Source organism: Actinoallomurus oryzae, assembly GCF_039541955.1.
Classification (GTDB): Bacteria; Actinomycetota; Actinomycetes; order Streptosporangiales; family Streptosporangiaceae; genus Actinoallomurus; species Actinoallomurus oryzae.
Genome location: NZ_BAABHF010000009.1, coordinates 364874 through 388083 on the forward strand (window position 1 = coordinate 364874; position 23210 = coordinate 388083).

Annotated in this window: 23 protein-coding genes; 18 read left to right on the forward strand and 5 right to left on the reverse strand. The window is 69.7% G+C overall.

From position 1 onward, the window contains the following. Positions 1-16 precede the first annotated feature (16 nt). A complete protein-coding gene (locus ABEA10_RS03455; protein WP_345457263.1) occupies positions 17-922 on the forward strand; it encodes a serine hydrolase in 906 nt (301 codons plus the stop codon). Positions 923-1083: 161 nt separating this feature from the next. Here the strand turns inward: ABEA10_RS03455 and ABEA10_RS03460 are convergent, their stop codons facing one another. Further along, positions 1084-1977, reverse strand: coding sequence for an NADP-dependent oxidoreductase (locus ABEA10_RS03460; RefSeq protein ID WP_345457266.1), 894 nt, complete (start codon positions 1975-1977; stop codon positions 1084-1086). A 70-nt stretch (positions 1978-2047) separates the two neighbouring features. Between ABEA10_RS03460 and ABEA10_RS03465 the strand changes: the two genes are divergently transcribed. The 7 genes from ABEA10_RS03465 to ABEA10_RS03495 all read left to right on the forward strand — a co-directional run bounded on the left by ABEA10_RS03465 (position 2048) and on the right by ABEA10_RS03495 (position 7833). Further along, positions 2048-2671, forward strand: coding sequence for a TetR/AcrR family transcriptional regulator (locus tag ABEA10_RS03465; protein WP_345457269.1), 624 nt, complete (start codon positions 2048-2050; stop codon positions 2669-2671). A gap of 173 nt (positions 2672-2844) precedes the next feature. Continuing rightward, positions 2845-3162 (forward strand): hypothetical protein, encoded by a 318-nt coding sequence (locus ABEA10_RS03470; RefSeq protein ID WP_345457271.1) that lies wholly within the window; start codon positions 2845-2847, stop codon positions 3160-3162. A gap of 340 nt (positions 3163-3502) precedes the next feature. Continuing rightward, a complete protein-coding gene (locus tag ABEA10_RS03475) occupies positions 3503-4510 on the forward strand; it encodes a glycoside hydrolase family 11 protein (RefSeq protein WP_345457274.1) in 1008 nt (335 codons plus the stop codon). 35 nt (positions 4511-4545) lie between these two features. Then, positions 4546-5541 carry a polysaccharide deacetylase family protein gene (locus tag ABEA10_RS03480; RefSeq protein ID WP_345457277.1) on the forward strand — a complete coding sequence of 332 codons (996 nt, stop codon included), beginning with the start codon at positions 4546-4548 and terminating at the stop codon, positions 5539-5541. 148 nt (positions 5542-5689) lie between these two features. Beyond that, on the forward strand, positions 5690-6649 hold the full coding sequence (sigJ, locus tag ABEA10_RS03485) for an RNA polymerase sigma factor SigJ (protein ID WP_345457280.1): 960 nt from the start codon (positions 5690-5692) through the stop codon (positions 6647-6649). Positions 6650-6717: 68 nt separating this feature from the next. Further along, the gene (locus ABEA10_RS03490) at positions 6718-7191 is read left to right on the forward strand and encodes a carboxymuconolactone decarboxylase family protein (RefSeq protein ID WP_345457283.1); all 474 of its coding nucleotides are present in this window, start codon (positions 6718-6720) and stop codon (positions 7189-7191) included. A gap of 66 nt (positions 7192-7257) precedes the next feature. Next, positions 7258-7833: a YceI family protein gene (locus ABEA10_RS03495; protein ID WP_345457286.1), complete on the forward strand. Its 576-nt coding sequence runs from the start codon at positions 7258-7260 to the stop codon at positions 7831-7833. A 63-nt stretch (positions 7834-7896) separates the two neighbouring features. Here the strand turns inward: ABEA10_RS03495 and ABEA10_RS03500 are convergent, their stop codons facing one another. The 3 genes from ABEA10_RS03500 to pdhA are packed head-to-tail and all read right to left on the reverse strand — an operon-like array spanning position 7897 to position 11446. Next, positions 7897-9291 (reverse strand): dihydrolipoamide acetyltransferase family protein, encoded by a 1395-nt coding sequence (locus tag ABEA10_RS03500; protein WP_345457288.1) that lies wholly within the window; start codon positions 9289-9291, stop codon positions 7897-7899. A 3-nt stretch (positions 9292-9294) separates the two neighbouring features. Next, on the reverse strand, positions 9295-10272 hold the full coding sequence (locus ABEA10_RS03505; protein ID WP_329250060.1) for an alpha-ketoacid dehydrogenase subunit beta: 978 nt from the start codon (positions 10270-10272) through the stop codon (positions 9295-9297). 46 nt (positions 10273-10318) lie between these two features. Then, on the reverse strand, positions 10319-11446 hold the full coding sequence (pdhA, locus tag ABEA10_RS03510; RefSeq protein WP_425550857.1) for a pyruvate dehydrogenase (acetyl-transferring) E1 component subunit alpha: 1128 nt from the start codon (positions 11444-11446) through the stop codon (positions 10319-10321). Between the two features lie 331 nt (positions 11447-11777). On the opposite strand from pdhA, the gene ABEA10_RS03515 reads away from it, so the two are divergent. The 3 genes from ABEA10_RS03515 to ABEA10_RS03525 all read left to right on the forward strand — a co-directional run bounded on the left by ABEA10_RS03515 (position 11778) and on the right by ABEA10_RS03525 (position 15155). Then, positions 11778-13214, forward strand: coding sequence for an aldehyde dehydrogenase family protein (locus ABEA10_RS03515; protein ID WP_345457295.1), 1437 nt, complete (start codon positions 11778-11780; stop codon positions 13212-13214). 69 nt (positions 13215-13283) lie between these two features. Further along, a complete protein-coding gene (locus tag ABEA10_RS03520) occupies positions 13284-13973 on the forward strand; it encodes a hypothetical protein (RefSeq protein ID WP_345457298.1) in 690 nt (229 codons plus the stop codon). A gap of 336 nt (positions 13974-14309) precedes the next feature. Next, positions 14310-15155 carry a hypothetical protein gene (locus tag ABEA10_RS03525; RefSeq protein WP_345457301.1) on the forward strand — a complete coding sequence of 282 codons (846 nt, stop codon included), beginning with the start codon at positions 14310-14312 and terminating at the stop codon, positions 15153-15155. 37 nt (positions 15156-15192) lie between these two features. Here ABEA10_RS03525 and ABEA10_RS03530 read toward each other — a convergent pair whose 3' ends face one another. Continuing rightward, positions 15193-16803: a hypothetical protein gene (locus ABEA10_RS03530; RefSeq protein ID WP_329250049.1), complete on the reverse strand. Its 1611-nt coding sequence runs from the start codon at positions 16801-16803 to the stop codon at positions 15193-15195. Between the two features lie 136 nt (positions 16804-16939). On the opposite strand from ABEA10_RS03530, the gene purS reads away from it, so the two are divergent. From purS to ABEA10_RS03565, 7 genes are all read left to right on the forward strand, one after another. Beyond that, positions 16940-17182, forward strand: a complete 243-nt coding sequence (gene purS, locus ABEA10_RS03535; RefSeq protein WP_345457306.1) for a phosphoribosylformylglycinamidine synthase subunit PurS — start codon at positions 16940-16942, stop codon at positions 17180-17182. Between the two features lie 137 nt (positions 17183-17319). After that, on the forward strand, positions 17320-17763 hold the full coding sequence (locus ABEA10_RS03540) for an ATP-binding protein (protein WP_345457309.1): 444 nt from the start codon (positions 17320-17322) through the stop codon (positions 17761-17763). Positions 17764-17815: 52 nt separating this feature from the next. Continuing rightward, positions 17816-18493, forward strand: coding sequence for a phosphoribosylformylglycinamidine synthase subunit PurQ (purQ, locus tag ABEA10_RS03545; protein WP_345457312.1), 678 nt, complete (start codon positions 17816-17818; stop codon positions 18491-18493). Next, on the forward strand, positions 18490-20760 hold the full coding sequence (gene purL, locus ABEA10_RS03550; RefSeq protein WP_345457315.1) for a phosphoribosylformylglycinamidine synthase subunit PurL: 2271 nt from the start codon (positions 18490-18492) through the stop codon (positions 20758-20760). The genes purQ and purL overlap by 4 nt, the downstream gene beginning before the upstream one ends. Before the next feature lie 157 nt (positions 20761-20917). Further along, the gene (locus tag ABEA10_RS03555; protein WP_345457318.1) at positions 20918-21385 is read left to right on the forward strand and encodes a winged helix-turn-helix transcriptional regulator; all 468 of its coding nucleotides are present in this window, start codon (positions 20918-20920) and stop codon (positions 21383-21385) included. Positions 21386-21509: 124 nt separating this feature from the next. After that, complete coding sequence (locus ABEA10_RS03560; RefSeq protein WP_345457321.1) at positions 21510-21905, forward strand: nuclear transport factor 2 family protein; 396 nt, start codon at positions 21510-21512, stop codon at positions 21903-21905. A gap of 224 nt (positions 21906-22129) precedes the next feature. After that, positions 22130-23203, forward strand: a complete 1074-nt coding sequence (locus ABEA10_RS03565) for a PP2C family protein-serine/threonine phosphatase (protein WP_345457324.1) — start codon at positions 22130-22132, stop codon at positions 23201-23203. The last annotated feature ends 7 nt before the right edge of the window (positions 23204-23210 follow it).

A 23210-nucleotide genomic window follows, 5' to 3' on the forward strand; every position in this document is an offset into this window, starting at 1 on the left:
CTACGCCGCACAGCCGATGAACGTGCCCGGCGATCTGCGTACAGACGTGCACGCGCGGATCGAAACGGCGTTCCGCGACGCGGGGGTGACCGGGTACCTGCACGCCACCGACATCGACAACGGACGGCAGGTCGCGGTCCGGGCCGACGAGCCCGTCGTGCTCGCCTCCGTCTTCAAGGTCCCGCTGCTGGTCGCCTTCCACCGCCAGGCCGCCGACGGCCTGCTCGACCCGACCGAGCCCGTCACGCTGCGCGCCGATGACCGCACGTCGGGACCGACCGGCGTGTCCGTACTGCTGGACGAGGTCCGCATGTCCCTGCGCGACCTCGCCTGCCTCATGATCACCGTGAGCGACAACACCGCCGCCGACGTCGTGCTGGACCGCGTCGGCCTGGACGCGGTCAACGCGACCACCGCCGCCCTCGGCCTGCCCACCACCATGGTGGACGGCGGCGGTCGCCACCTGCTCGACACGATCTTCGTCGACGCCGAGGCGACGACGTTCACCGAGGTCTGGGCCCGGCTGGACGAGCCCGGCATGATCGGCCGCCTGCGCGCCCTCGACCCGCTGCGCACCAGCCACAGCACCCCGAGAGAGATGACCCGGCTCCTCGGCCTGATCTGGCGCGACGAGGCCGCCCCGCCGACCGAGTGCGCGGCCATGCGCCGCCTGCTCGCACTCCAGGTGTGGCCACATCGCCTGTCGTCCGGCTTCCCGTACGACGACGTGGTCGTCAGCGGCAAGACCGGAACGTTGCTGACCATCCGCAACGAGGTCGGCGTGGTCGAATACCCCGACGGCGGCCGCTACGCCGTAGCCGTCTTCACCCGCTCCCTCCTGCCGATCGCCGTCCTCCCCCAGGCCGACGCCGTCATCGGCACCACCGCCCGCCTCGCCGTGGAATCACTCCGCCGCACCTGACGCATACGCCCCGTCGAACCGAGCAGGGGCCCTGCGGCGGGAGGAAGGCCGCCGATCCCGGCGACCGGGATGAGGTCGGCTTCAGCGACGAGGACCGCCCGGAGGACTCGGCGACGGGAGGCGCGTTCACTTGCCGGCCGGACAGTTGCGCAGGAAAGGGCTCAGACGACCACGACTCGGCGTCCGCGCGTGTGGCCGGCCTGGCTGTCGATGTGTGCTTCCGCGGCCTCGGCGAGCGTGTATGTCTTCTCGACCGGGATGTGGAGTCTTCCGCGCGCGATGAGGGTGACGGCCTCGGCGAGGGCTTCCGGCATGCTCCCGGCCACGCCAGAGAATCGGACGCCGAGATCCGGTGCGCCGAGGTCGGCGATGGAGATCACCTTCTGTGGATCACCGGTCAGCTCCACGAGTTCGCGGATCACACCCGAGCCGGCCAGGTCGAGAGCCGCGTCGACGTGGCCGAGTTGCCGCACTCGGTCGGCCCAGCCCTCGCCGTACGTCGTGGCGACGGCACCCATGCTGCGCAGATAGTCCTGGTTCGCGGCCCCAGCGGTGCCGATCGCCGTGATGCCGCGGTCGCGGGCGATCTGCAGCACCGCCGATCCGACTCCTCCGGACGCACCGCTGACCAGCAGCGTCTGCCCGGGTCGCACGCCGACCTGGCGGATGATGCGCAGCGCGGTCTCCACCACGGAGGGGTACCCGGCCGCCTCTTCGAACGTCAGGCCCTCGGGCATCCGGGCCCAGGCCGACAGGACGGCGAACTCGGCGTAGGTGTTCGAACCCTCCCCGAACACGTGGTCGCCGACCTCGACCCCTTCGACGCCCTCGCCGACCTCGTCCACCACCCCGGAGGCGTCCTGCCCGACTCCGGCGGGCAACTCGATCGGGTGGACCTTCTGGAACTGGCCTTCACGGATCCGCCAGTCGACGGGGTTCACGCCCGCCGCCCGTACGGCGATGCGTACCTGACCGGGGCCCGCGTGGGGCTCCTCGGCGTCCAGGAGTCGCAGAACGTCCGGACCGCCGAACTCGGCGAAGCTCACTCTCTTCATGCGGGGGACCGTAGCACTAACGGTTACGGTTTTAAAACTGTTACGACTTTGAACCTGCTAGCGTTAGCGCATGACCGTGCCGTCCGGGCGCCGTGAGCGTAAGAAGGCCGCGACCCGCCAGAAGATCGCCGACGCCGCGCTGCGACTCTTCCTCGAACGCGGGTACGACGCGGTGGGCATCCGTGACGTGGCCGCCGAGGCCGACGTGGCCGTCACCACGCTCTTCTCCCACTTCGCCTCGAAAGAGGCCCTGGTGTTCGAGCAGGACCAGGACTTCGAGCAACGCCTCACACAGGCGGTCACCGACCGGGCGCCGGACGAGCCGCTCGTTCCCGCGCTGCGCCGCGAGATCCAGGCCTTGGTGCGCCACTGCACGGCGGACGGCGCCGCCCCGATCTGGCGCATGATCGACGAATCACCGGACCTGCGGGAGTACGAGGAGTCGATGAGGCTGCGCCACGCGGAGTCGCTGGCAATGGCCATCGCCGCCGATCTCGACCTGCCACCGGCCACGACGGCCTGCCGGACGATCGCGAGATTCGCGATCGACGCCTACTCACTGGCTCGCGAGGCAACCGATCCAGAAGCCGCAGTAAACGAGATCTTCCAAATGATCGAGGCAGCCTGGAAGGCCGCCCACGAGTCTCTTCTGTCAGCCAAACCAGAGCCCACCCCCACCGCCAAGAGCCGCTAGCGCAGCTCCGCGGTTGTGAGGGTGCCCCTCACCATGCCAGGCCCAGGTGAGGGTGCCCCTCACACGGGCGGTGTCGGCGGTGTCGGCGGGCGAGTTCTTCGCATGGCGGGGCTCGGCGTTCCGTTCGTCGTGCGGCTGGGGCGGCGGGGCGCGTTCTGGGGCAGATCATCCTCGTGAACGAGGATGATCTGCTGCGGCCCCCAGAGGTGGCCGAGATGCTCGGGGTAAGTGCGGCGGCCGTCGGCACGTTACCGGCGTGCTCAAGCCTGCCGCGCGTACGCCGGGTGGGCAGCGTGGGTTCCGGCGTGCCGACGTCCTCGCGCTCCACCGGGTATCCGACGCCCCCCGAGGAACAGGACGTCGTACGCCTCTGCGCGCAGGGCTGGCCGATTCGCCGGGTCGCCGCGGCGTTCGGCCTCGGCTATGGCAGAACGCGCCGGATCCTGCTCAAGCACGCCGCGCTGAGGACGCGCCGAACGTACGGCCTGTAGCCGCCGGCAGGGGAGGCCACCAAGCGCCACCTCCGACAGCCGATCTATTTCGAAATGTTTCGATACGCTCCAGATCAGATTCACGGCTTGTCTTTCATTCGTGTTTCATGCAGGCCGCCGGTCGGCGTACGGCATGCCTGGCAGGTCAATGGCATTCCCCAGTAGACCGCCGTCAGTACGAGCGAAAGGTTTCGAAATGTATCGTTGACGCTGCCTTCGATCGAGCGCACACTCGGCCCAGCGATCGGTACTTCTCGCCGCGAGAGAGCCGCCGCCGGCGGTTGTCGCGGCGGGTTCACCGGCCTGGCTCCCCGCCAGCGTTCACGAGGAGGAAGCACGCATGAACGACAGTCGCGCCTACCCGAAGGGCCGCAGACGCGGCAGTATCCGGCTGCTCACCAACGCGGTCTGCGCCGTCGCGCTGGTCGTGGTCGCGGCGCTCATGCCCGGCACGGCCAACGCCGCCACGGTCATCTCCACGAACCAGACCGGCACCAACAACGGCTACTTCTACTCGTTCTGGACCGACGGCGGCGGGTCGAGCTCCATGACCCTGGGATCCGGCGGCAATTACAGCACCTCGTGGAGCAACGTCGGGAACTTCGTCGCCGGGAAGGGCTGGAACCCCGGCGCCCGCAGGACCGTGAACTACTCGGGCAGCTTCAACCCGTCCGGCAACGCCTACCTGTCGCTGTACGGATGGACGACGAACCCGCTCGTGGAGTACTACATCGTCGACAACTGGGGCACCTACCGGCCCACGGGCACGTACAAGGGCACGGTGACCAGCGACGGCGGCACGTACGACATCTACGAGACGACCCGGTACAACGCCCCCTCCATCATCGGCACCGCGACCTTCAACCAGTACTGGAGCGTCCGGCAGTCCAAGAGGACGGGCGGGACCATCACCACCGGCAACCACTTCGACGCGTGGGCCCGCTACGGAATGAACCTGGGCACCTTCAACTACCAGATCCTCGCGACTGAGGGATACCAGAGCAGCGGAAACTCCAACATCACGCTCGACTCCTCCTCCGGAGGCGGCGGAGGCGGCGGAGGTGGCGGTGGCACCGGTGGCGGCTGCACCGCGACCCTGTCCGCGGGCCAGCAGTGGAGCGACCGCTACAACCTCAACGTCGCCGTCTCCGGCTCCAGCAACTGGACCGTCACGATGAACGTCCCATCCCCCGAGAAGATCATCGCCACCTGGAACATCAGCCCCACCTGGGATTCCAGCGGCCAGGTGATGACCGCCAAACCCAACGGCAACGGCAACAACTGGGGCGTCACGATCCAGACCAACGGCACCTGGACCTGGCCCACCGTCTCCTGCAGCGCGAGCTGACCGCGAAACACCGCGCCCGGAAGGAGTCACCTGGCATGCGCACCGAACGACGTCCGCGAAAACGCTCCCTGGTCGCGGCGCTGGTCGTCGCCGCGATGGCCGTGGCGAACATGGTCGTCTCAGCCCTGTACGCCACCCCGTCGCACGCCGCCACCTGCAACGGGTACGTCGGGCTCACCTTCGACGACGGCCCGTCCAACGACCACACCCCGGCCCTGCTCAACGCGCTCCGGCAGAACGGGCTGCGGGCCACGATGTTCAACGAGGGCCAGTACGCCGCCGCCTACCCGGCCCAGGTCCAGGCCGAGGTCAACGCCGGCATGTGGGTCGGCAACCACAGCTACACCCACCCGCACCTGATCCAGGAGACCCAGGCGCAGATCGACTCGGAGGTCTCCCGAACCCAGCAGGCCATCGCCGGCGCGGGCGGCGGCACGCCGAAGCTGTTCCGCCCGCCGTACGGTGAGACCAACGGGACACTGCAGTCGGTCGAGGCCAAGTACGGCCTGACCCAGATCATCTGGGACGTCGACTCACAGGACTGGAACGGCGCCGGCGTCGACGCGATCGTGCAGGCCAACGCACGGCTCACCAACGGCCAGATCATCCTCATGCACGAATGGCCCGCCAACACGCTCGCCGCGATCCCGCGCATCGCGCAGACGCTCGCCAGTCGCGGTCTGTGCGCCGGCATGATCTCCCCGCAGACCGGCCGCGCCGTGGCCCCCGACGGCGGCGGAGGCGGAGGCGGTGGAGGCGGCGGTGCCTGCACCGCGACGCTGTCGGCCGGCCAGCAGTGGAGCGACCGCTACAACCTCAACGTCGCGGTCTCCGGCTCCACCAGCTGGACCGTCACGATGAACGTCCCATCCCCCGAGAAGATCATCGCCACCTGGAACGTCAGCCCCACCTGGGACTCCAGCGGCCAGGTGATGACCGCCAAACCCAACGGCAACGGCAACAACTGGGGCGTCACGATCCAGACCAACGGCACCTGGACCTGGCCCACGGTCTCCTGCAGAGCGGGCTGACCCGCGAATCACCGCCTGAGGGCCGCCCCACGGGGCGGCCCTCCTCGCACGAAGGCGAGAATGCTCCTCAGGTCGTCGGCCTCACAATCCGGTGCGCCGTTTCGTCGAACCGGTGAGGGCAGACGCGACCGAGGGAGTCAGCGGCACCATGAGCACCCCATCCGGGCCGGAACACGACCGGCCCGACCCGAGCCTGACCGCGATCATGAGCGAGCGGCGGCAGCTGATCAACCTCGCCTACCGGCTCCTCGGCTCGCTGGCCGAGGCCGAGGACGCGGTGCAGGAGACGTACGCCCGCTGGTACGCCATGTCCCGGCAGCAGCAGGACGCCATCGAATCCCCCGGCGCCTGGCTGACCAGAGTCGCCGGCCGCATCTGCCTCGACCTGCTCGGCTCGGCACGGGCCCGGCGGGAGAGGTACGTGGGCGAGTGGGTCCCCGAGCCGCTGCCCGACCGTACGGAGTGGAGCGGCGGACGCCCGGGCGGCATCGGCGCCGACCCGGCCGACCGGGTCACCCTTGACGAGTCGGTCAACATGGCCTTCCTCGTCGTGCTCGAGTCGATGACCCCGGCCGAACGCGTCGCGTTCATCCTCCACGACGTCTTCCGCTACCCGTTCGCCGAAGTCGCCGAGATCGTCGGCCGTACTCCTGTGGCCTGCCGCCAGCTCGCCTCCTCGGCCCGGCGCCGCATCCGCGCCGCACAGACTCCCGCGACAGCGGCCCCCGCGGCCCGGCACGCCGACATCGTCAGGGACTTCAAGCAGGCGTGGGAGGCCAAGGACATCGACGCCCTCATCGCCCTCCTCGACCCCGACGCGACGGCGATCTCCGACGGCGGCGGCCTGGCCGCTGCCCGGCTCGACCCGGTCCAAGGCGGCGAGCAGATCGCGCACGCCTGGGTCGAGATCGCCCGCCGGGCACCGGGTCTGACGGTCCTGGAGCGTACGGTCAACGGCCAGCCCGGCCTCGTGGCGCAGCAGGACGGCGTCACCGTGACGGTGCTCGCGTTCGACATCGCCGACGGCCGGATCAGGCGTATCTGGGCGGTGCGCAACCCCGAGAAGCTCCGGCCGTGGACGACGGGCCGGTCCGGGCAGGAAGGCTGACCCAACGCCTCACACTTTCCCGGGCCGTTTCGTCGGTTGGGGGAGAGCGGATGCGAAAGGAGATCAGCATGGACACCCGTCTCGACCCCAGCGGCAGTCCGGTCCTGACCAAGGTCATCAAGTACGCCGTCTCGGCGAGCACGGCCGCGGCGAACTCGACACTGCCGGCCGCGACGCAGCAGCTGGTGGAGATCCGCGCCAGCCAGATCAACGGCTGCGCTCGCTGCATCGACATGCACACGAAGGACGCCGCGCACGCCGGGGAGAGCGCGACGCGGCTCAATCTGGTGGCGACCTGGCGGGAGGCGAACGTCTTCACCGAGGCCGAGCGCGCCGCCCTGGAGCTCGCCGAGCAGGGCACCCGCATCGCCGACGCCGCCGGTGGCGTCACCGACGAGGCATGGGCCGACGCCGCCAGGCACTACGACGAGGAACAGCTCGCCGCCCTGGTGTCCGTCATCGCCATGATCAACGCCTGGAACCGCCTGAATGTCATCACCCGGCAGCCCGCGGGTGACTACCAGCCCGGCCAGTGGGGATAGCGGCGCCGCTTCGCCGCAGGCACCCTCAGCAGGCCCATCACGCGTCAAAGAAACTCAAGGAGCACCATGTCCGCCGACCTGATCGAGGTCCCCGCGTACGTTGCGGGCACCTGGACGATCGACCCGATTCACTCCGACGTCGGCTTCGCCGTCCGGCATCTGATGATCAGCAATATCCGCGGCCACTTCACCCGTTTCGAGGGCCGTATCGTCACCGCCGAGGACCCGCTGAAGTCGGAGGTGACCGCCGACATCGACATGAGCTCGGTCGACACCGCCAACCCCCAGCGGGACGAGCACCTGCGGGGCGCCGACTTCTTCGAGGTCGACAAGTACCCCACGATGTCCTACCGCTCCACCGGCATCCGGCCGGACGGCGACGGCTTCCTCGTGGAGGGCGAGCTGACGCTCAAGGGCGTCACCCTGCCGGTCCCGCTGAAGCTGGAGATCAACGGCTTCGGTGCCGACCCGTTCGCCTCCGACCCGGCCGTGGGCGCCCGCGCCGGGTTCACCGCCACCGCTGAGATCGACCGGACGGACTTCGGCATCAGCTACAACGGCCCGATCCCCGGCGGCGGCCTTGCCCTCGGGGAGACGGTGCGGATCGTCCTGGAGATCGAAGCCGTCCTGCAGGCTCATTAGAGTCCGGCGAACGCGTTGAGGGCCGCCCCCGGTACCGAACGGGGACGGCCCTCAGGCGAACGGTCAGGACCAGGCGAGCATCCTCATCGGGTCCTCCAGCATGGCGCCGACGTCGCGCAGGACGGCCGAGCCCAGCTCCCCGTCCACGATGCGGTGGTCGAACGACAGCGCCAGCGTCGTCACCTTGCGGATCTTGATCTCGCCCTCGTGCACCCACGGCATGTCCCGTACCTGGCCGAAGGCGAGGATGGCCGACTCGCCGGGGGTCAGGATCGGGGTGCCCGCGTCGACGCCGAAGACGCCAACGTTGGTGATCGTCATCGTGCCGTCCGACAGGTCGGCCGGCGTCGACTTGCCCGCGCGGGCGGTCGCGGCCAGGTCGCCCAGTGCCCGTGCCAGTTCCGGCAGGGACAGGTCCTGGGCGTCCTTGATCTTCGGGACGACCAAGCCGCGGTCGGTGGCCGCGGCGATGCCGAGGTTCACGTAGTGCTTGACCACGATCTCCTGGGCGGCCTCGTCCCACATCGAGTTGATCATCGGGTGCCGGCGGGCGGCGAGCAGGAGCGCCTTGGCGACCAGCAGCAGCGGTGAGACCTTGACGCCCTCGAAGTCGGGCAGGTCGCGCAGCCGCCGCATGGCGTTCATCGTCTCGGTGACGTCGACCTGGAGCCACTCGGTGACGTGCGGCGCGGTGAACGCCGACTGCACCATCGCCGCCGCGGTGTGCTTGCGCACGCCGCGGACCGGGATGCGCTCCTCCCGCTCCCCGGCCGACCGCGCCGGAGCGGCGGCAGGGGTCGGGGACGCCGCCTGCTGGATGTCGTCACGCGTGATCGACCCCTGCGGGCCAGTGCCGGTGATCGTGGTGAGGTCGACGCCGAGGTCCTTGGCGAGCTTGCGCACCGGTGGCTTGGCCAGCACCGCGACCCGCGACCCGCCGCCGTTCGGCGAGGGAGCGGCCACCGGCCGTACGGCAGGAGCCGCAGGAGCCGCAGGAGCCGGAGCCGCCGCAGCCGCGGAGACCGGCTTCTTGCGCGGCCGCCGCGTCGTCGTGCCCTGCTTCACCCCGTACCCGACCAGCACCGGCACGCGCTTTTGCTGCTGCGGCGCCGTCGGGTCGACCTTCGGGGCGACGCTGCCCACCGTGCCCGGCTCTTGGGCGCTGTCCGCCTGCGGCTCGGCCACCTGGTTCGCGGCCTCGGCGGGCGCCGAGCCGCCGACGTCGACCGTGATGATGGGTACGCCGACGTCGACCGTCGTGCCCTCGGAGACGAGGAGTTCGGTGACCGTTCCCTCGTACGGGCACGGCAACTCGACCACGGCCTTGGCCGTCTCGATCTCCAGGATCGTCTGGTTGACCTCGACCGCGTCGCCGGGCTGGACGTGCCACTTGACGATGTCGGCCTCGGTGAGGCCCTCACCGACGTCCGGCAGCTTGAACTGCTTCAGCTCACCCATGCCTCACCATTCGAAGGTCCGGTCGACGGCGTCGAGCACGCGGTCGAGGTCGGGCAGGTAGTGGTCCTCCAGGCGCGACGGAGGGTACGGCGTGGAGAAGCCGCCGACCCGCAGCACCGGGGACTCCAGGTGGTAGAAGCACTTCTCGGTGATCCGGGCGGCCAGCTCGGCGCCGTACCCGTTGAAGACCGGCGCCTCGTGCACGACCACGCACCGGCCCGTACGGCGGACCGACTCCATCACCGTCGACTCGTCGAGCGGGTTCAGCGAGCGGATGTCGACGACCTCGATCGACCGGTCCGAGTCGGCCTGCGCCGCCTCGAGGCAGGTCTTGACCATCGGCCCGTACGCGAGCAGCGTCACGTCGGTGCCCTCGCGGGCGACGACCGCCGACTCGAACGACGCCGCGGCCGACAGGTCGAGCTCGACCGGCGCCTTGTCCCAGTAGCGCCGCTTCGGCTCGAAGAAGATGACCGGGTCCGGGCAGGCGATGGCCTGCTGGATCATCGTGTACGCGTCGGAGGGGTTGGAGCAGGCGACGACGCGCAGGCCACCGGTGTGGGTGAAGTACGCCTCGGGGGACTCGCTGTGGTGCTCGACCGCGCCGATGCCGCCCCCGAACGGGATGCGGATCACGACCGGCAGCTCCAGCGTGCCGAGGGAGCGCATCCGCATCTTGGCGAGCTGGGAGGTGATCTGGTTGAAGGCCGGGAACACGAAGCCGTCGAACTGGATCTCGCACACCGGCCGGTAGCCGCGCAGCGCGAGGCCGATGGCGGTGCCGACGATGCCCGACTCCGCGAGCGGCGTGTCGATGACCCGTGCCTCGCCGAAGTCCTTCTGCAGGCCGTCGGTGACCCGGAAGACGCCGCCGAGCTTGCCGACGTCCTCGCCCATGACCAGGACCTTGGGGTCGTTCTCCATGGCCTTGCGCAGGCCTTCGTTCATGGCACGGGAGAGAGACAGGGTCTCGGTGCTCAACGTCGAGCTCCCCTCATGCCGGACCGGTGAAGGGCGCCGTCGCGCTTCATCTGGTCACCTCCTCGAAGGAACCAAGATAGGACGTGAACTGATCGCGCTCGCCGGCCAGCAGCGAGTGGTCCGTCGCGTAGACGTTCTCCCAGATCGCCGTCGCCTCGGGGTCGGGCAGTTCGAGACAGCGTCTGCGCAGGTCCGAGCCGATCTGCTTGGCCTCGTCGTCGATCGACTCGAAGTACTCCTTGTCGGCCATCTGGTTCTTGACCAGGTAGGCCTTGACGCGCTCGATCGGGTCCTTGAGCTTCCAGGCCTCCAGCTCGGCCTGGAGCCGGTAACGCGTGGGGTCGTCCGTCGTCGTGTGCGCGCCCATGCGGTACGTGAACGCCTCGATCAGCGTGGGGCCCTGGCCGCTGCGCGCGTTGTCCAGGGCCTTGCGCGTCACCGCGAGCACGGCGAAGACGTCGTTGCCGTCGACGCGGATGCCGGGGAAGCCGAAGCCCTCCGCGCGCCGGTACAGCGGGATCCGCGACTGCCGCTCCAGCGGCTCGGAGATCGCCCACTGGTTGTTCTGGCAGAAGAACACGATCGGGGCGTTCTGCGCGGCGGACCAGACGAACGCCTCGTTGACGTCGCCCTGGCTCGTCGCGCCGTCGCCGAAGTAGACGATCGCCGCGTCCTCGCCCCCGTCGCGCTGGATGCCCATGGCGTATCCGGCGGCGTGCAGGCTCTGGCTGCCGATGACGATCGTGTAGAGGTGGAAGTTGTGCTCTTTGGGGTCCCAGCCCGAGTGGTTGACCCCGCGGAACAGACCCAGGACCTTCACCGGATCGACGTCGCGGCACCAGGCCACCCCATGCTCCCGGTAGCTCGGGAACGCCATGTCGTTCGGCCGCAGCGCCCGTCCGGAGCCGATCTGCGCGGCCTCCTGGCCGAGCAGCGACGCCCAGACGCCCAGTTCTCCCTGCCGGGTCAGCGCGAGCGCCTCCTGGTCCAGCCGCCGCACGATCACCAGATCGCGGTAGAGGCTTTTGATCTCGTCGGCGGTGAGGTCCACGTCGTATTCGGGATGTTCGACGCGCTCTCCCTCGGGGGTGAGCAGCTGAACGAGTTCGGGTGGGGCGGATGGGGACTGTGCACCGGTGCTCGGGGGCGCACCGTGCGCGGCGTCGATGGTCACGTGGCCACTCCTCATGCGTTCAGGGCCGGCCCGCGGGATCACCGCTCCCGGCCTTGGTTACGCGCCGCCCATCCCGCGGATCTCGGCGAGTACGGGCGCCGTATCACCGTCATCGTGGCAGACACCTCCAAGTAGGGCGCAAGCCATGACGGCTACGGGAAACGTACCCGGAACGTTGTGCCGTGGCACCAACGCATGACGGCTACCGGTTCGCTAGAGGCGCTTGTGCGAAGCGGCGGCCGCAGCCGCCAGGATGTCCGGAACTGGTGCGGTTCCGGGCCCATGACGGGGTACGGGTCCGGTAAAGGGAGAAGGTCAAAGGAGATCCGCCATGACTCCCTTCGAGCTTCCGGGCATGCTGATCGACGGCGAGTGGCCGCCCACGGGCGAGGAGGGCACCACCGAGGTACGCGCGCCCTACGACGGGTCGGTCGTCGCGCGGGTGCCCGCGGCCGGGCCCCATGACGTGAACCGCGCGGTGGCGGCCGCCCGTACGGCCCTCGACCGCGACGACTTTCCCCGCGCGGACCGGATCCGGGTGCTGGAGCAGACGGCCGCGGCGCTGAACACCCGGCTGGCGCACTTCGCCCGCGCCATCGCGTGTGAGGCGGCCAAGCCGATCGCGACGGCGCGCGGGGAGGCGCGGCGGGCGGTGGAGACCTTCGCGTTCTCGGCGGCCGAGGCGCGGCGGCTCGCCGGCGAGGTCGTGCCCATGGACGCCTCGGTGGCGGGGGCCGGCAAGCTCGGCTTCACGCTCCGGGTGCCGGTCGGCGTGGTCGCGGCGATCTCACCGTTCAACTTCCCGCTGAACCTCGTGGCGCACAAGGTCGCGCCGGCGATCGCGGCGGGCTGCCCGGTCGTGCTGAAACCCGCGTCGCAGACGCCGGTGTCGGCGCTGCTGCTCGCCGAACTGCTGGACGGCCTCGGCGTGCCACCGGGGTGGCTGAACGTCGTGACCGGGTCCGGCTCCGTCGTCGGTGACGCGCTGGTCACCCACGACGACGTCGCGTACGTCACGTTCACCGGGTCGGCCCCGGTGGGCTGGGCAATCGCGGGCAAGGCGCCGCGCAAGAAGGTACGGCTGGAGCTGGGGTCGAACTCCCCGCTGATCGTCGAGACCGACGGCGACTGGACGCGGGCCGCCGAGAAGACCCGGACGGCCGGGTTCGCGCACGCTGGCCAGTCGTGCATCTCCACGCAGCGGATCTACGTGCACGAGGACGTCGCGGACGAGTTCACCGCGGCGCTCGTCCACGGTGTGGAGAGCCTGCGGCTCGGCGACCCGCTGGACGAGCACACCGAGGTGTCCGCGCTGATCAGCAAGGACGACACGGCACGCGTGGTCGAGTGGATCGAGGAGGCGGTCACCGCGGGTGCCAAGGTGCTGTGCGGCGGCGACGTCACCGCGGAGGGCCTGCTGCGCCCGGCGGTGGTCGAGGACGCGCCGCCGACCGTGCACCTCCAGCGCGACGAGGTCTTCGGGCCGGTCGTGACGCTGACGCGCTACCGGTCCTTCGAGGAGGCGCTGGCGCTCGCGAACGACGCGCGGTACGGCCTGCAGGCGGGCGTGTTCACGTCCGACCTCGGCAAGGCGCTGCGGGCCGCGCGGACGCTGCGGTTCGGCGGCGTGATGATCAACGAGGTGCCCACGGCGCGTGTCGACCAGCAGCCGTACGGCGGCGTACGCGACTCCGGCAACACCCGCGAGGGCCCGGCGTACGCGATCCGCGAGATGACCGAGACCCGACTCGTCTCGCTGGAGCCCTGAATCCGCAGGTGGCGCCGTCGTTCATCAGAATTTCATCGAATTTATGACGGCCGGTGCTTCCATCGGGTCGTGGCGAGCTTCGGTCTGTTCGGGAAGGTGGTAAAAGACTTCCTGAGGGCTCCGGCGAGAAAACATGCCCTGGAGGATTCCGGCGTCACCGCAGAGATCCACGAACTCACCGGAGTCAACCGGAAGCTCGAGAGCGGGATGGCGCGGGTGAACAAGACGCTCGCCAAGTCCAAGACGATTTCCGAGGAATACGTCATCGCACGGACGGTCCACGACGCCGTGACGACCCAGCAGAAGGTCGATAACGCGGCATGGCGGGCGGAGGTGTCCCGCCTCGCGTCCTGGACGGCCTTCGGCACCACCGATTCCGCTGTACTCGCACGAGCTCTCGCCAACGTGCCGAAGCGCATCATCCCAAGGCCTCTCCACCCTGACGCCGAAAAAGCGTTCCTGAAAATGCTCGACGACCCGCACACCTTGGACAAAGCGACCAAGATGTCCCTCGACCTCGACGCCATGAAACGGTGGGAGGCGGGTTTTGTCCAGCGGCACATCGACGCGAAGTTCGCAGAGGCGCAGGAACACCTCGACACAGCCCAAAGGCTCCTGAAGGGCTGGGATGCCACGATAACCGAGACAGAAAGCACCATCCAAAAGATCATCGATGACCCAGTCGGCCAAAGACGCACACCAGATCGCGGCCGGTTTCCGCGATTTGGATCTGGATACGTCAAGGGCCGACGATATTAATGCGCGAATCAAAAGCATCACACGCTCCCACTGGGACCTTCAGGCCCGAGCGAAACACGCCCATTCGATCATCTTTGGAGGGCGTGTACATGACAATAGTAACGACCCGGACGGCTACGTAATCCGCGGGAATCCCTTGCGCGCGTTCGACTGGGATTTTCGTTACCTTCGCATACCGGACGGAGTTCCGCTTGGTCCCAAGACCCTCGCCCGCGCAAGGACCCGAGCCTGGCCCTTGTGAGGCGGCGTCTTGTGGGGGGTCCCCTCACCTCGCCGGAGCGAGATGAAAGGATCACTCACACGCTGCGAGGATCGCCGGATGGCGCTGGCGGCCCTATGCTCAGGACGGACGTCTTCTACCAGAAAGTCTCCGTCGTCACCGTGGTGAAGCGCGACATTCCCCAGTACTTCGTCTATGAGCGGCGGCCGGTCGCCTTCGTCGGGACTCCGGGCGGCGGCCTGACCTGCCTCGCCCTCAACACCTACGGCGGTGAGTTCCGCCGGGAGCTGCGCTACCTCGGGATGATCCCCTACAACTTCGGCGCCGACTTCGAGGAGGTCTCCTTCGAGGAGTTCGTCGTGGCGGTCGAGCGGTCGCGGGCGCGGAACCGGCTCGGCGAGGGCACCGTCAAGGCGCTGTACGAGACGATGGACGCGCTGGAGTTGACCGCCTATCGCGAGAGCCGCCGCCTCACCGCCGAGGAGGAGGCGCTGATCGTCTCGCTGAGCCGGCGCACCCACCCGCTCTTCGAGGCGTACCTGAGCGAACGGGGGCTGACCGGGACGCCCCAGCCGGTCCCGCCGGCGATGGCCATGGCCCGGGTTTTCGACTCCACGGACGCATCGGGGGCTCCGGTCGTCCAGCGCCCGCCCGTCCCGGACGACCAGCGCGACCCCCTGCTGCACTACCTGGAGCGGGCCCCGATCGTCCTGGCGGCACGCGGGTTCGGCGCCGACCCGCTCGATCCGGAACGCCGCGACGAGGTCCCGCTGACCTACCACACCGACGGCGTCTGGATCTGGCCCGGCGCGGTCCACTACCACCTGCGCGTGCACGGCGTCCCGCCAGAGCCCGACCTGGTCGGGTACGCCCGCAGCCGCGGGTTCCGGGTCCCCGAGGTCGACGACGAGGCCCGCGCCAGGGCCATCGAGTCCATCAACCGGCCGGCGGACCGTTCCTGAACGGCGAACCGGGTCCGCCGCCCGGCCCGTGACGCGCTCAGTCGCGCCGCAGCACCCGGGTGGCGCCGGCCGCGACGGTCAGGCCGAGGAGGAAGCCCGCCGCGACGAGCGCGTCGGAGATCCACAGGTAGACGCCGTGCGGTGCGAACTCCCCCTCCTGGCCGAGCGAGCCGACCGGTAGCAGCAGGTCGAGCGTGTAGAGGAACGGGTTGAACTCGGTGTTGTGCCCCGGTTCGGTGATCTTCGGCTGGTGCTGGAAGATCACCGTGCCGAACGCCAGGAGCGCCACGAGCCAGGCGCCGGCCAGGAACGGCCGGTAGCCGTAGCCGACCGTCCAGTCCTGGACGTACCCCCAGACCCGCAGCGGCACGGTCTGGGTGGCGCGGCGGCGGCGCTGCTTGGCGAGCAGCACCACCCGGCGTTCACCGTCGTGGCCGAGCGTGCGGTAGGTCTCGGCGAGCCGCTCGTACGGCTGCGGCACGTAGCCGTCGCCGTCGCGCTCCAGCCACTTGAGGCGTTCCCCCGCGGTCAGCGGCGGGTCGATCGTGTCGTAGGTGAGGCCGTCGAGGGTGTAGCGCGGCGCCCAGGAGAGCGGGTCGTCGCGGAGCAGCTTGATGCGGGCGTACCGCATGTCGACCGTGCCGGCGATGGGCTCGGCCGGGCGCAGCAGCACCTCCTCCGCCTGGAGCCGCTGGAGGCTGAGCGCGACGCCGGCGGGGTTCTTCAACCGGCCGCCGCGCAGGCTGAGCAGCCCGCCGACCCGCGCGCCGGACAGGCTGACCCCGCCGTCGGCGCGGAACCCGTCCGAGCAGTAGATGTCGGTCTCGATGCTCAGGTCGTCGCAGTTCAGCGCCATGCGGCCCGGGTGGCTGATCGACGCGCCGACCAGAGACAGGTAGCCGCCGATCCGCCCGCCCCGCAGCCGGATCTCCCCCTCGGCGGAGAACCCGCCGTCGCAGAAGACGTTCGCCGCGACCGAGAGCCGGCTCGCGTACAGCGCCAGGCCCTTGGGGTTGCGCAGCCGCGCGCCGCGGAAGATCAGCTGGCCGCCGACCTGGGCGCCCGGCAGGCGTACCTCGCCCTCGACGGTGAAGCCCTGGTCGCAGTAGACGTTGTTGTCCACGATCAGCCGGTCGGCGAGCAGCGGCGCGTCGCCGGTCGGGTGGGACAGGTGCGCGGCGGTGAGGTTGAGAATGCCGGTGATGCGGCAGCTGTCCAGCCAGACGCCGCCGTAGATGTGGCTGCCCTCCAGCCACAGGTGGCCGTCGACGCGGGCCCCGGAGGCGACCAGCCCCGGCAGCCGGCAGCGCATGAGGTGGACGCTGCGCAGCTGCGCCCAGTAGAGGTGCGGCGCGTCGGTGAACTGGCAGGCGGTCAGCGCGAGCGGGACGGTCACGTGGGCGTGGCCGAGGTTGAGCGTGCCGGTGATGCGCGCCCCGGTCAGGCGTACCGCCGCGACGTGCCCCGGCTCGTCGTCCTGGGCGCCCAGCAGCAGGGAGGAGATCACCTCGGCGCGGACGGTGCGCTCGGGCCCCCAGGCGTTCGTGCTGTCGAAGTCGTGGTCGCCACCGGACAGGTCGACCGGCTCTCCGCGCGGGAACGCTTCCCAGAGGAGGCGCTCCGGTTCGGTCAGCTCATCGATCTGCATCGGCCGTGACTCCGGGGGCAGGGGAGATTGCGGTGAACGATCCATATATAGCGCCTCACACCGACGTGACGGTGTCCGGGCGCCGTGCCGTACGCTTCGGTGCCGTACGAAATCCGCAGATCAGGGAGGGGCAGTCGTGGCACGCTTCGTCGTCGAGGTGATGCTCAAGCCGGAAATTCTCGATTCCCAGGGTCAGGCGGTGGCGCGCGCGCTGCCCCGGTTGGGATTCGAAGGCGTGACCGGCGTGCGCCAGGGCAAGCGGTTCGAGATCGAGCTGGAGGGGCCGGCGGACGAGGCGGCCATCGAACGTGTTCGCAAGATGGCGGAGACGCTCCTCGCCAACCCCGTCATCGAAACGTTCGAACTCCGCGCGGAATAGTGGCTCAAAGATAGCCGGAGACGCGATTACGGCAGTTTCGCGTGGGGAAGCCTTACCAACGTTCGAAGATTTTCGACGGAGACGGGGCGAGTCCCATGTCACGGGGTAAGGACAGCGACACGAGGTGGCCGGTAGACATGAAGTTCTCACTCGACCTTCCGCGTGAGACCCTCAGCGTGCCGGTCATCAGGCGGATCCTGGGTGACACGCTGCGCGGACTCGGTGTGTCGGAGGCGTGCGTCGCCGACATCCTCGTCGCCATCTCTGAGGCGTGCACCAATGTCGTTCAGCACGCGGACGCGACGTCCCGCTATGAAGTGATCGCCGGCATCGACGGCGGCGAGTGCGTGCTCAAGATCGTCGACCGCGGGCAGGGTTTCACGGGCGAGACCGAGAAAAGCGTCCCCCCGGACTCCGAGTCCGGGCGCGGAATAACGATCATGAAGGCACTCGTCGACGACGTCAGCTTCGACAGCCGCCCCGACACCGGCACGGTCGTCTACCTCCAGAAGCGTCTCAGCTGGCAGGACGAGACCGCCGCCCGGCACCACCACCCCGAACTGCTGAAAACCGCAGGCTAGGGCCCGGATAAACTGATGGGCGTCCCCGTATCACCTTGATCGGAGTGTGCCCATGACAGCCCGCGTGGGCGTCATCACCTTCCCCGGATCACTCGACGACCGCGACGCGGCGCGAGCGGTGCGCCTCGCCGGCGCCGAGCCTGTGCCCCTGTGGCACGCGGCGACGGACCTGGCCGGGGTCGACGCCGTCATCCTGCCGGGCGGCTTCTCCTACGGCGATTACCTCCGTGCCGGCGCGATCGCCCGGTTCGCGCCGCTGATGGAGCGCCTGGTCGACGCCGCCCGGGGCGGCATGCCCGTGCTCGGCATCTGCAACGGCTTCCAGGTCCTGTGCGAGTCCCACCTGCTGCCCGGCGCGCTGACCCGCAACGCGAGCCTGCACTTCGTCTGCCGTGCCCAGCGGCTGCGGGTCGAAAACGCCAAGACCGCCTGGACCCGCGCGTACGACGAAGGTCAGGAGATCGTCATCCCGATCAAGAACATCGACGGCTGCTTCATCGCCGACCCGCAGACGCTGGAGGAGCTGGAGTCGTCCGGGCGCGTCGTGGCGCGCTACGTCGACGTGAACCCCAACGGCTCCCTGGGCGACATCGCGGGCATCTGCAACGAGGCGGGCAACGTCGTCGGCCTGATGCCCCACCCCGAGCACGCCGTGGAGGCCCTCACCGGGCCCTCCAGCGAGGGTCTCGGCTTCTTCACCTCCGTGGTCCAGCGGATGGTCTCGGCATGACCCTTCCGAGCAACGAGCCGGCGCGGCCCGTGTTCGACACGGTCGCGCGCGCCGCCCAGACCCCCGAGGTCGCGCTGCCCTACGCCGAGCTCGGCATGAACGACGAGGAGTTCGCCCGCGTCCAGCGGATCCTGGGCCGCCGGCCGACCTCGGCCGAGCTGGCGATCTACTCGGTGATGTGGAGCGAGCACTGCTCGTACAAGAGCTCGCGGGTGCACCTGCGCAAGTTCGGTGAGAAGGCGCCGCAGAGCGACGCCCTGCTCGTCGGCATGGGGGAGAACGCCGGCGTCGTCGACGTCGGCAACGGCTGGGCCGTCACCTTCAAGATCGAGTCGCACAACCACCCGTCCTACGTCGAGCCGTATCAGGGGGCGGCCACGGGCGTCGGCGGCATCGTCCGCGACATCCTGTCGATGGGCGCCCGGCCGGTCGCGGTCATGGACTCCCTGCGGTTCGGGGCGCCGGACGCGCCCGACACCCGCCGGGTGCTCGACGGGGTCGTGCGCGGCGTCGGCGGGTACGGCAACTGCCTGGGCCTGCCCAACATCGGCGGCGAGGTCGTCTTCGACCCCTGTTACGGCGCGAACCCGCTGGTGAACGCTCTGTGCGTCGGCGTGCTCAAGCCGGAGGGCATCAAGCGGGCGACCGCCCCCGGCCCGGGCAACCAGGTCATCCTGTTCGGCGCGGGCACCGGGCCGGACGGCATCGGCGGCGCGTCCGTGCTGGCGAGCGCCACCTTCGACGAGGCCTCCCACCAGAAGCGCCCGTCGGTGCAGGTCGGCGACCCGTTCATGGAGAAGCTCCTCACCGAGTGCTGCATGGAGATCTTCGCCGAGGACCTCGTCGTCGGCATCCAGGACCTCGGCGCCGCCGGTGTCTCCTGCGCCACCACCGAGCTGGCCGCGGCCGGCACGGGCGGCATGGACGTGAACCTCGACCTCGTCCCGCTGCGCGACCCGACGCTGCGGCCCGAAGAGATCCTGATGAGCGAGTCGCAGGAGCGCATGATGGCCGTGGTCGAGCCGGCCAAGGTCGCGCGCTTCCTCGAGCTCTGCAAACGCTGGGACGTGCCCGCGACGGTGATCGGCGCGGTCACCGACACCGGACGGCTGCGCATGACCTGGCGGGGCGAGACGATCGTCGACATCCCGCCGGGCACCGCCGCCGACGAGGGCCCGGTGTACGAACGCCCGTACGAGCGACCGGCCGACCTCGACGCGCTCCAGGCCGACACCCCGGACAAGCTGCCCCGGCCCTCGACGCCGGAACAGCTGCGCGACACGGTCATGTGGCTCGCCGGCTCGCCCAACCTCGCCGACAAGTCCTTCGTGACCTCCCAGTACGACAAGTACGTCCAGGGCAACACCGTGCTGGCGATGCCGGACGACGCCGGGGTGATCCGCATCGCCGACGGCCCGCAGGGCATCGCGCTCGCCACCGACGGCAACGGCCGCTACGCCCGCCTCGACCCGTACGCCGGGGCCCAGCTCGCGCTGTCCGAGGCGTACCGCAACGTCGCGGCCACCGGCGCCCGCCCGCTCGCGGTCACCAACTGCCTCAACTTCGGTTCGCCGGAGGACCCGGGCGTGATGTGGCAGTTCGCGCAGGCCGTCGAGGGCCTCGCGGACGCCTGCCAGACGCTCGGCGTGCCGGTGACCGGCGGCAACGTGAGTTTCTACAACCAGACCGGCACCACGCCGATCAACCCCACCCCGGTGATCGGCGTGCTCGGCATCCACGACGACGTGACCCGCCGGGTCCAGATGTCGTTCAACGTCGAGGGCATGTCGCTGCTGCTGCTCGGCGAGACCCGGCCGGAGTTCGGCGGCTCCGAGTGGGCGAACGTCGTGTTCCGTCACCTCGGCGGCCTGCCGCCGCGTCCGGACCTGGCGGCCGAGGCCGCGCTGGCGTCGGTGCTGGTGGCGGGGGCGCGCGAAAGCCTGTTCGACGCCGCGCACGACCTGTCCGACGGCGGGCTGTCGCAGGCGCTGCTGGAGTCGTGCCTGCGCGGCGGCCTCGGCTGCACGGTGACCCTGCCGGGCGACCCCTTCGTGGAGCTGTTCAGCGAGTCGGTGGCCCGCGCGGTGGTGGCGGTGCACCCGGATCGCGAGGCACGGGTGGCGCAGCTGTGCGAGGCCGCCCGCGTACCGGTGCGGCGCCTGGGCGTGGTCGGCGGCGACGCGTTCACCGTCGAGGGCCAGTTCTCCATCCCGCTGACCGAACTCCGCGAGGTCTACCAGGGCGCCCTGCCCGCACTGTTCGGCTGAGCCTTCGCGTTCGGCTGGTCTCCGCGCGGACCGCCCCCGGCTTCGGCCGGGGGCGGTTTTTCTTCGGCTCCCGCGGGGCCGTTCCCCCACCATGGGTTAAATGATCTCAGCTAGTAAGTTGAAAGAACTAGTTGCGATCCGAAACTATGGAGGGGCTGTGGCCGACCGCACCGAGCACGTCACGTTCCAGCACGGCCAGGCATTTCTCGCCACGATCTCCGAGCGCTGGAACTACCAGATCCTGCGGGAGGTGTTCTTCGGCGTCCGCCGGTTCGGTGAGCTCAAGCGCGCTCTCGGCATCTCGGCGAACATCCTCACTTCACGCCTGAACGACCTCACCGACCTGGGTCTGCTGTCCAGGCGCGCCTACCGGTCCGACAAGCCGTGGTACGAGTACGAGCTCACCGAGGCCGCCCGCGAACTGGTCGTCCCGGCCATCGTGACGATCACCCGGTGGGCGGAGAGCCATGCCGACGGCGATGACGGGCCGCGCCGTCCGCTGCTGCACACGACCTGCGGCGACGAGACCAATCCCTACCTCGCCTGCAGCGCCTGCCACCAGCCGATCGTCGCATCGGCCCTGATGCCCCTGGAGGCGACGGAGAGCACACCCTCACGCGGCTAGTAGCGTGTTGCTACTAGTCCCAATATGCTACTAGTAGCAATCTGTCTCGCGAGAGGAACCTGGCATGGCGATGAACCAACTCGACGTGGGTCGCTGAGATCGCCACCGTCTGATGGAGCCGGCCATGACACACGACGCGACCCCGGCGGTGACGCCGGACTGGGTTTCCCAGATCATTCGCGAGATCGACACCCTGGAGTTCGGAGCGGGGTTCGCGCACATGGCCGAGGACACCGAAATGTTCTTCGGCACCGAGCGCGTACGCGGCGCCGAGGCCATCAAGGCGTTCTTCGTCAGGATCGACGAGCCGCTGAACATCACCCATGAGGTGCTCGAGTTCTGGACCGCCGGCGACGCCTGCCTCCTGCGCGGAGAGGCGACCATGGCCAAGAAGACCGAGCCGGACCGGGTGGTGCGCGCGCCCTTCATGCACATCTACTACCTCGACGACGGGGAACCGCTCCGGATCCGGACCATTCGCATCACCGCCGGACCGCTGGAGACCGCCGCGGTGATGTAACGCCGCGCAGGAGCCGGGCAGGGCAGGTCGAGATCGCGATCAGGTGCTCGCGGTGCCGCCCTCATGCGCGCCGCCCTCATGCGCGCCGCCGTCTTCGGCCGCGCGGCCGGGCGCACCGCCGCCGCCGAAGTACTCTCGGAGTAGCCGAGCGACTACCGCATCTCCAGGCGCGGGTATTGTGCCTAACCAGGGCTTTTGCGAGCCGTTGGCTCTCTGGGGGAGGCATGAAGCACATCCGCGCCAACCCGGTCGTGGTCCTACGCGGTGTGCCGGTGTTGATGATTCTGGGCGGTGCGGCCGCCGATCTGTTCGGTCCGGAGCCGTACCTCGGCCTGCCGTTCCTGGCGTCGGCGCCACTCGTCGCCAGTGTGCTGTTCCGCTGGCGGACGAGCATCGTCACCGTCGCCGTGGTCGGTGTGATCGTCGTTGGCGTCGACCTTCAACTGCGCCGTCCCGCGGCGCCGCTGTTCGTCGATCTGGCGGTCGTGCTGCTGGTCAGCGTGATCGGGCTGTGGGTCAAGTGGCTGCTGGACCGGCAGAGCCGGCACCTGGCGGTCGCCCAGGACATCGCGGAGGCGGCCCAGCGCGCCGTGCTGCCGGATCCACCGACGCGCCTGGGTTCGCTGCAGATCGCCGCCCGTTACGAAGCGGCCCAGGCGGAGGCCCAGGTCGGTGGGGACCTGTACGCGGTGCGGGCCACGCCGTTCGGCGTCCGTGCGATCATCGGCGACGTCCGCGGCAAGGGACTGCCGGCGGTGTCCACCGTCTGCCAGGTGATCGGCGCGTTCCGTCACGAGGCCGGGAGGGCGGCGACGCTCTCGGAGCTGGCCGATCGCCTGCACAACGCACTCACCGTGGAGAAGGATCCCAGCAAGGTCGATCATTTCGAGAGCTTCGTCACCGCCCTGCTCGTCGAGATCGCGCCGGACGCGACCAAGGTGTCGCTTCTCAGCCGGGGGCACACGGCGCCGTACCTCCTGAGGACCGGCGAGGTGACCATGCTGGAGCCGAGCGCCCCCGGCCTTCCCCTCGGCATGGACCTGCCGGCGGCGGACGACGCGGCCCGGCCGGACACCGTCGACTGGCCTCCGGGCGCCACGCTGCTGCTGGTGACCGACGGGATCACCGAGGCCCGCGGCCGGGACGGAACCTTCTACGACCCCGTCGTCGGGCTGGCCCACATCCGGTCCTCCACCCCGCGCGAGCTGGTGGACTCCCTGGCGCGCAGCGTCACGCGCTGGACCGGCGGACAGCGCCAGGACGACATGGCGGTTCTCGCCCTCAGACCGGCCCCGTGAGGGGCAT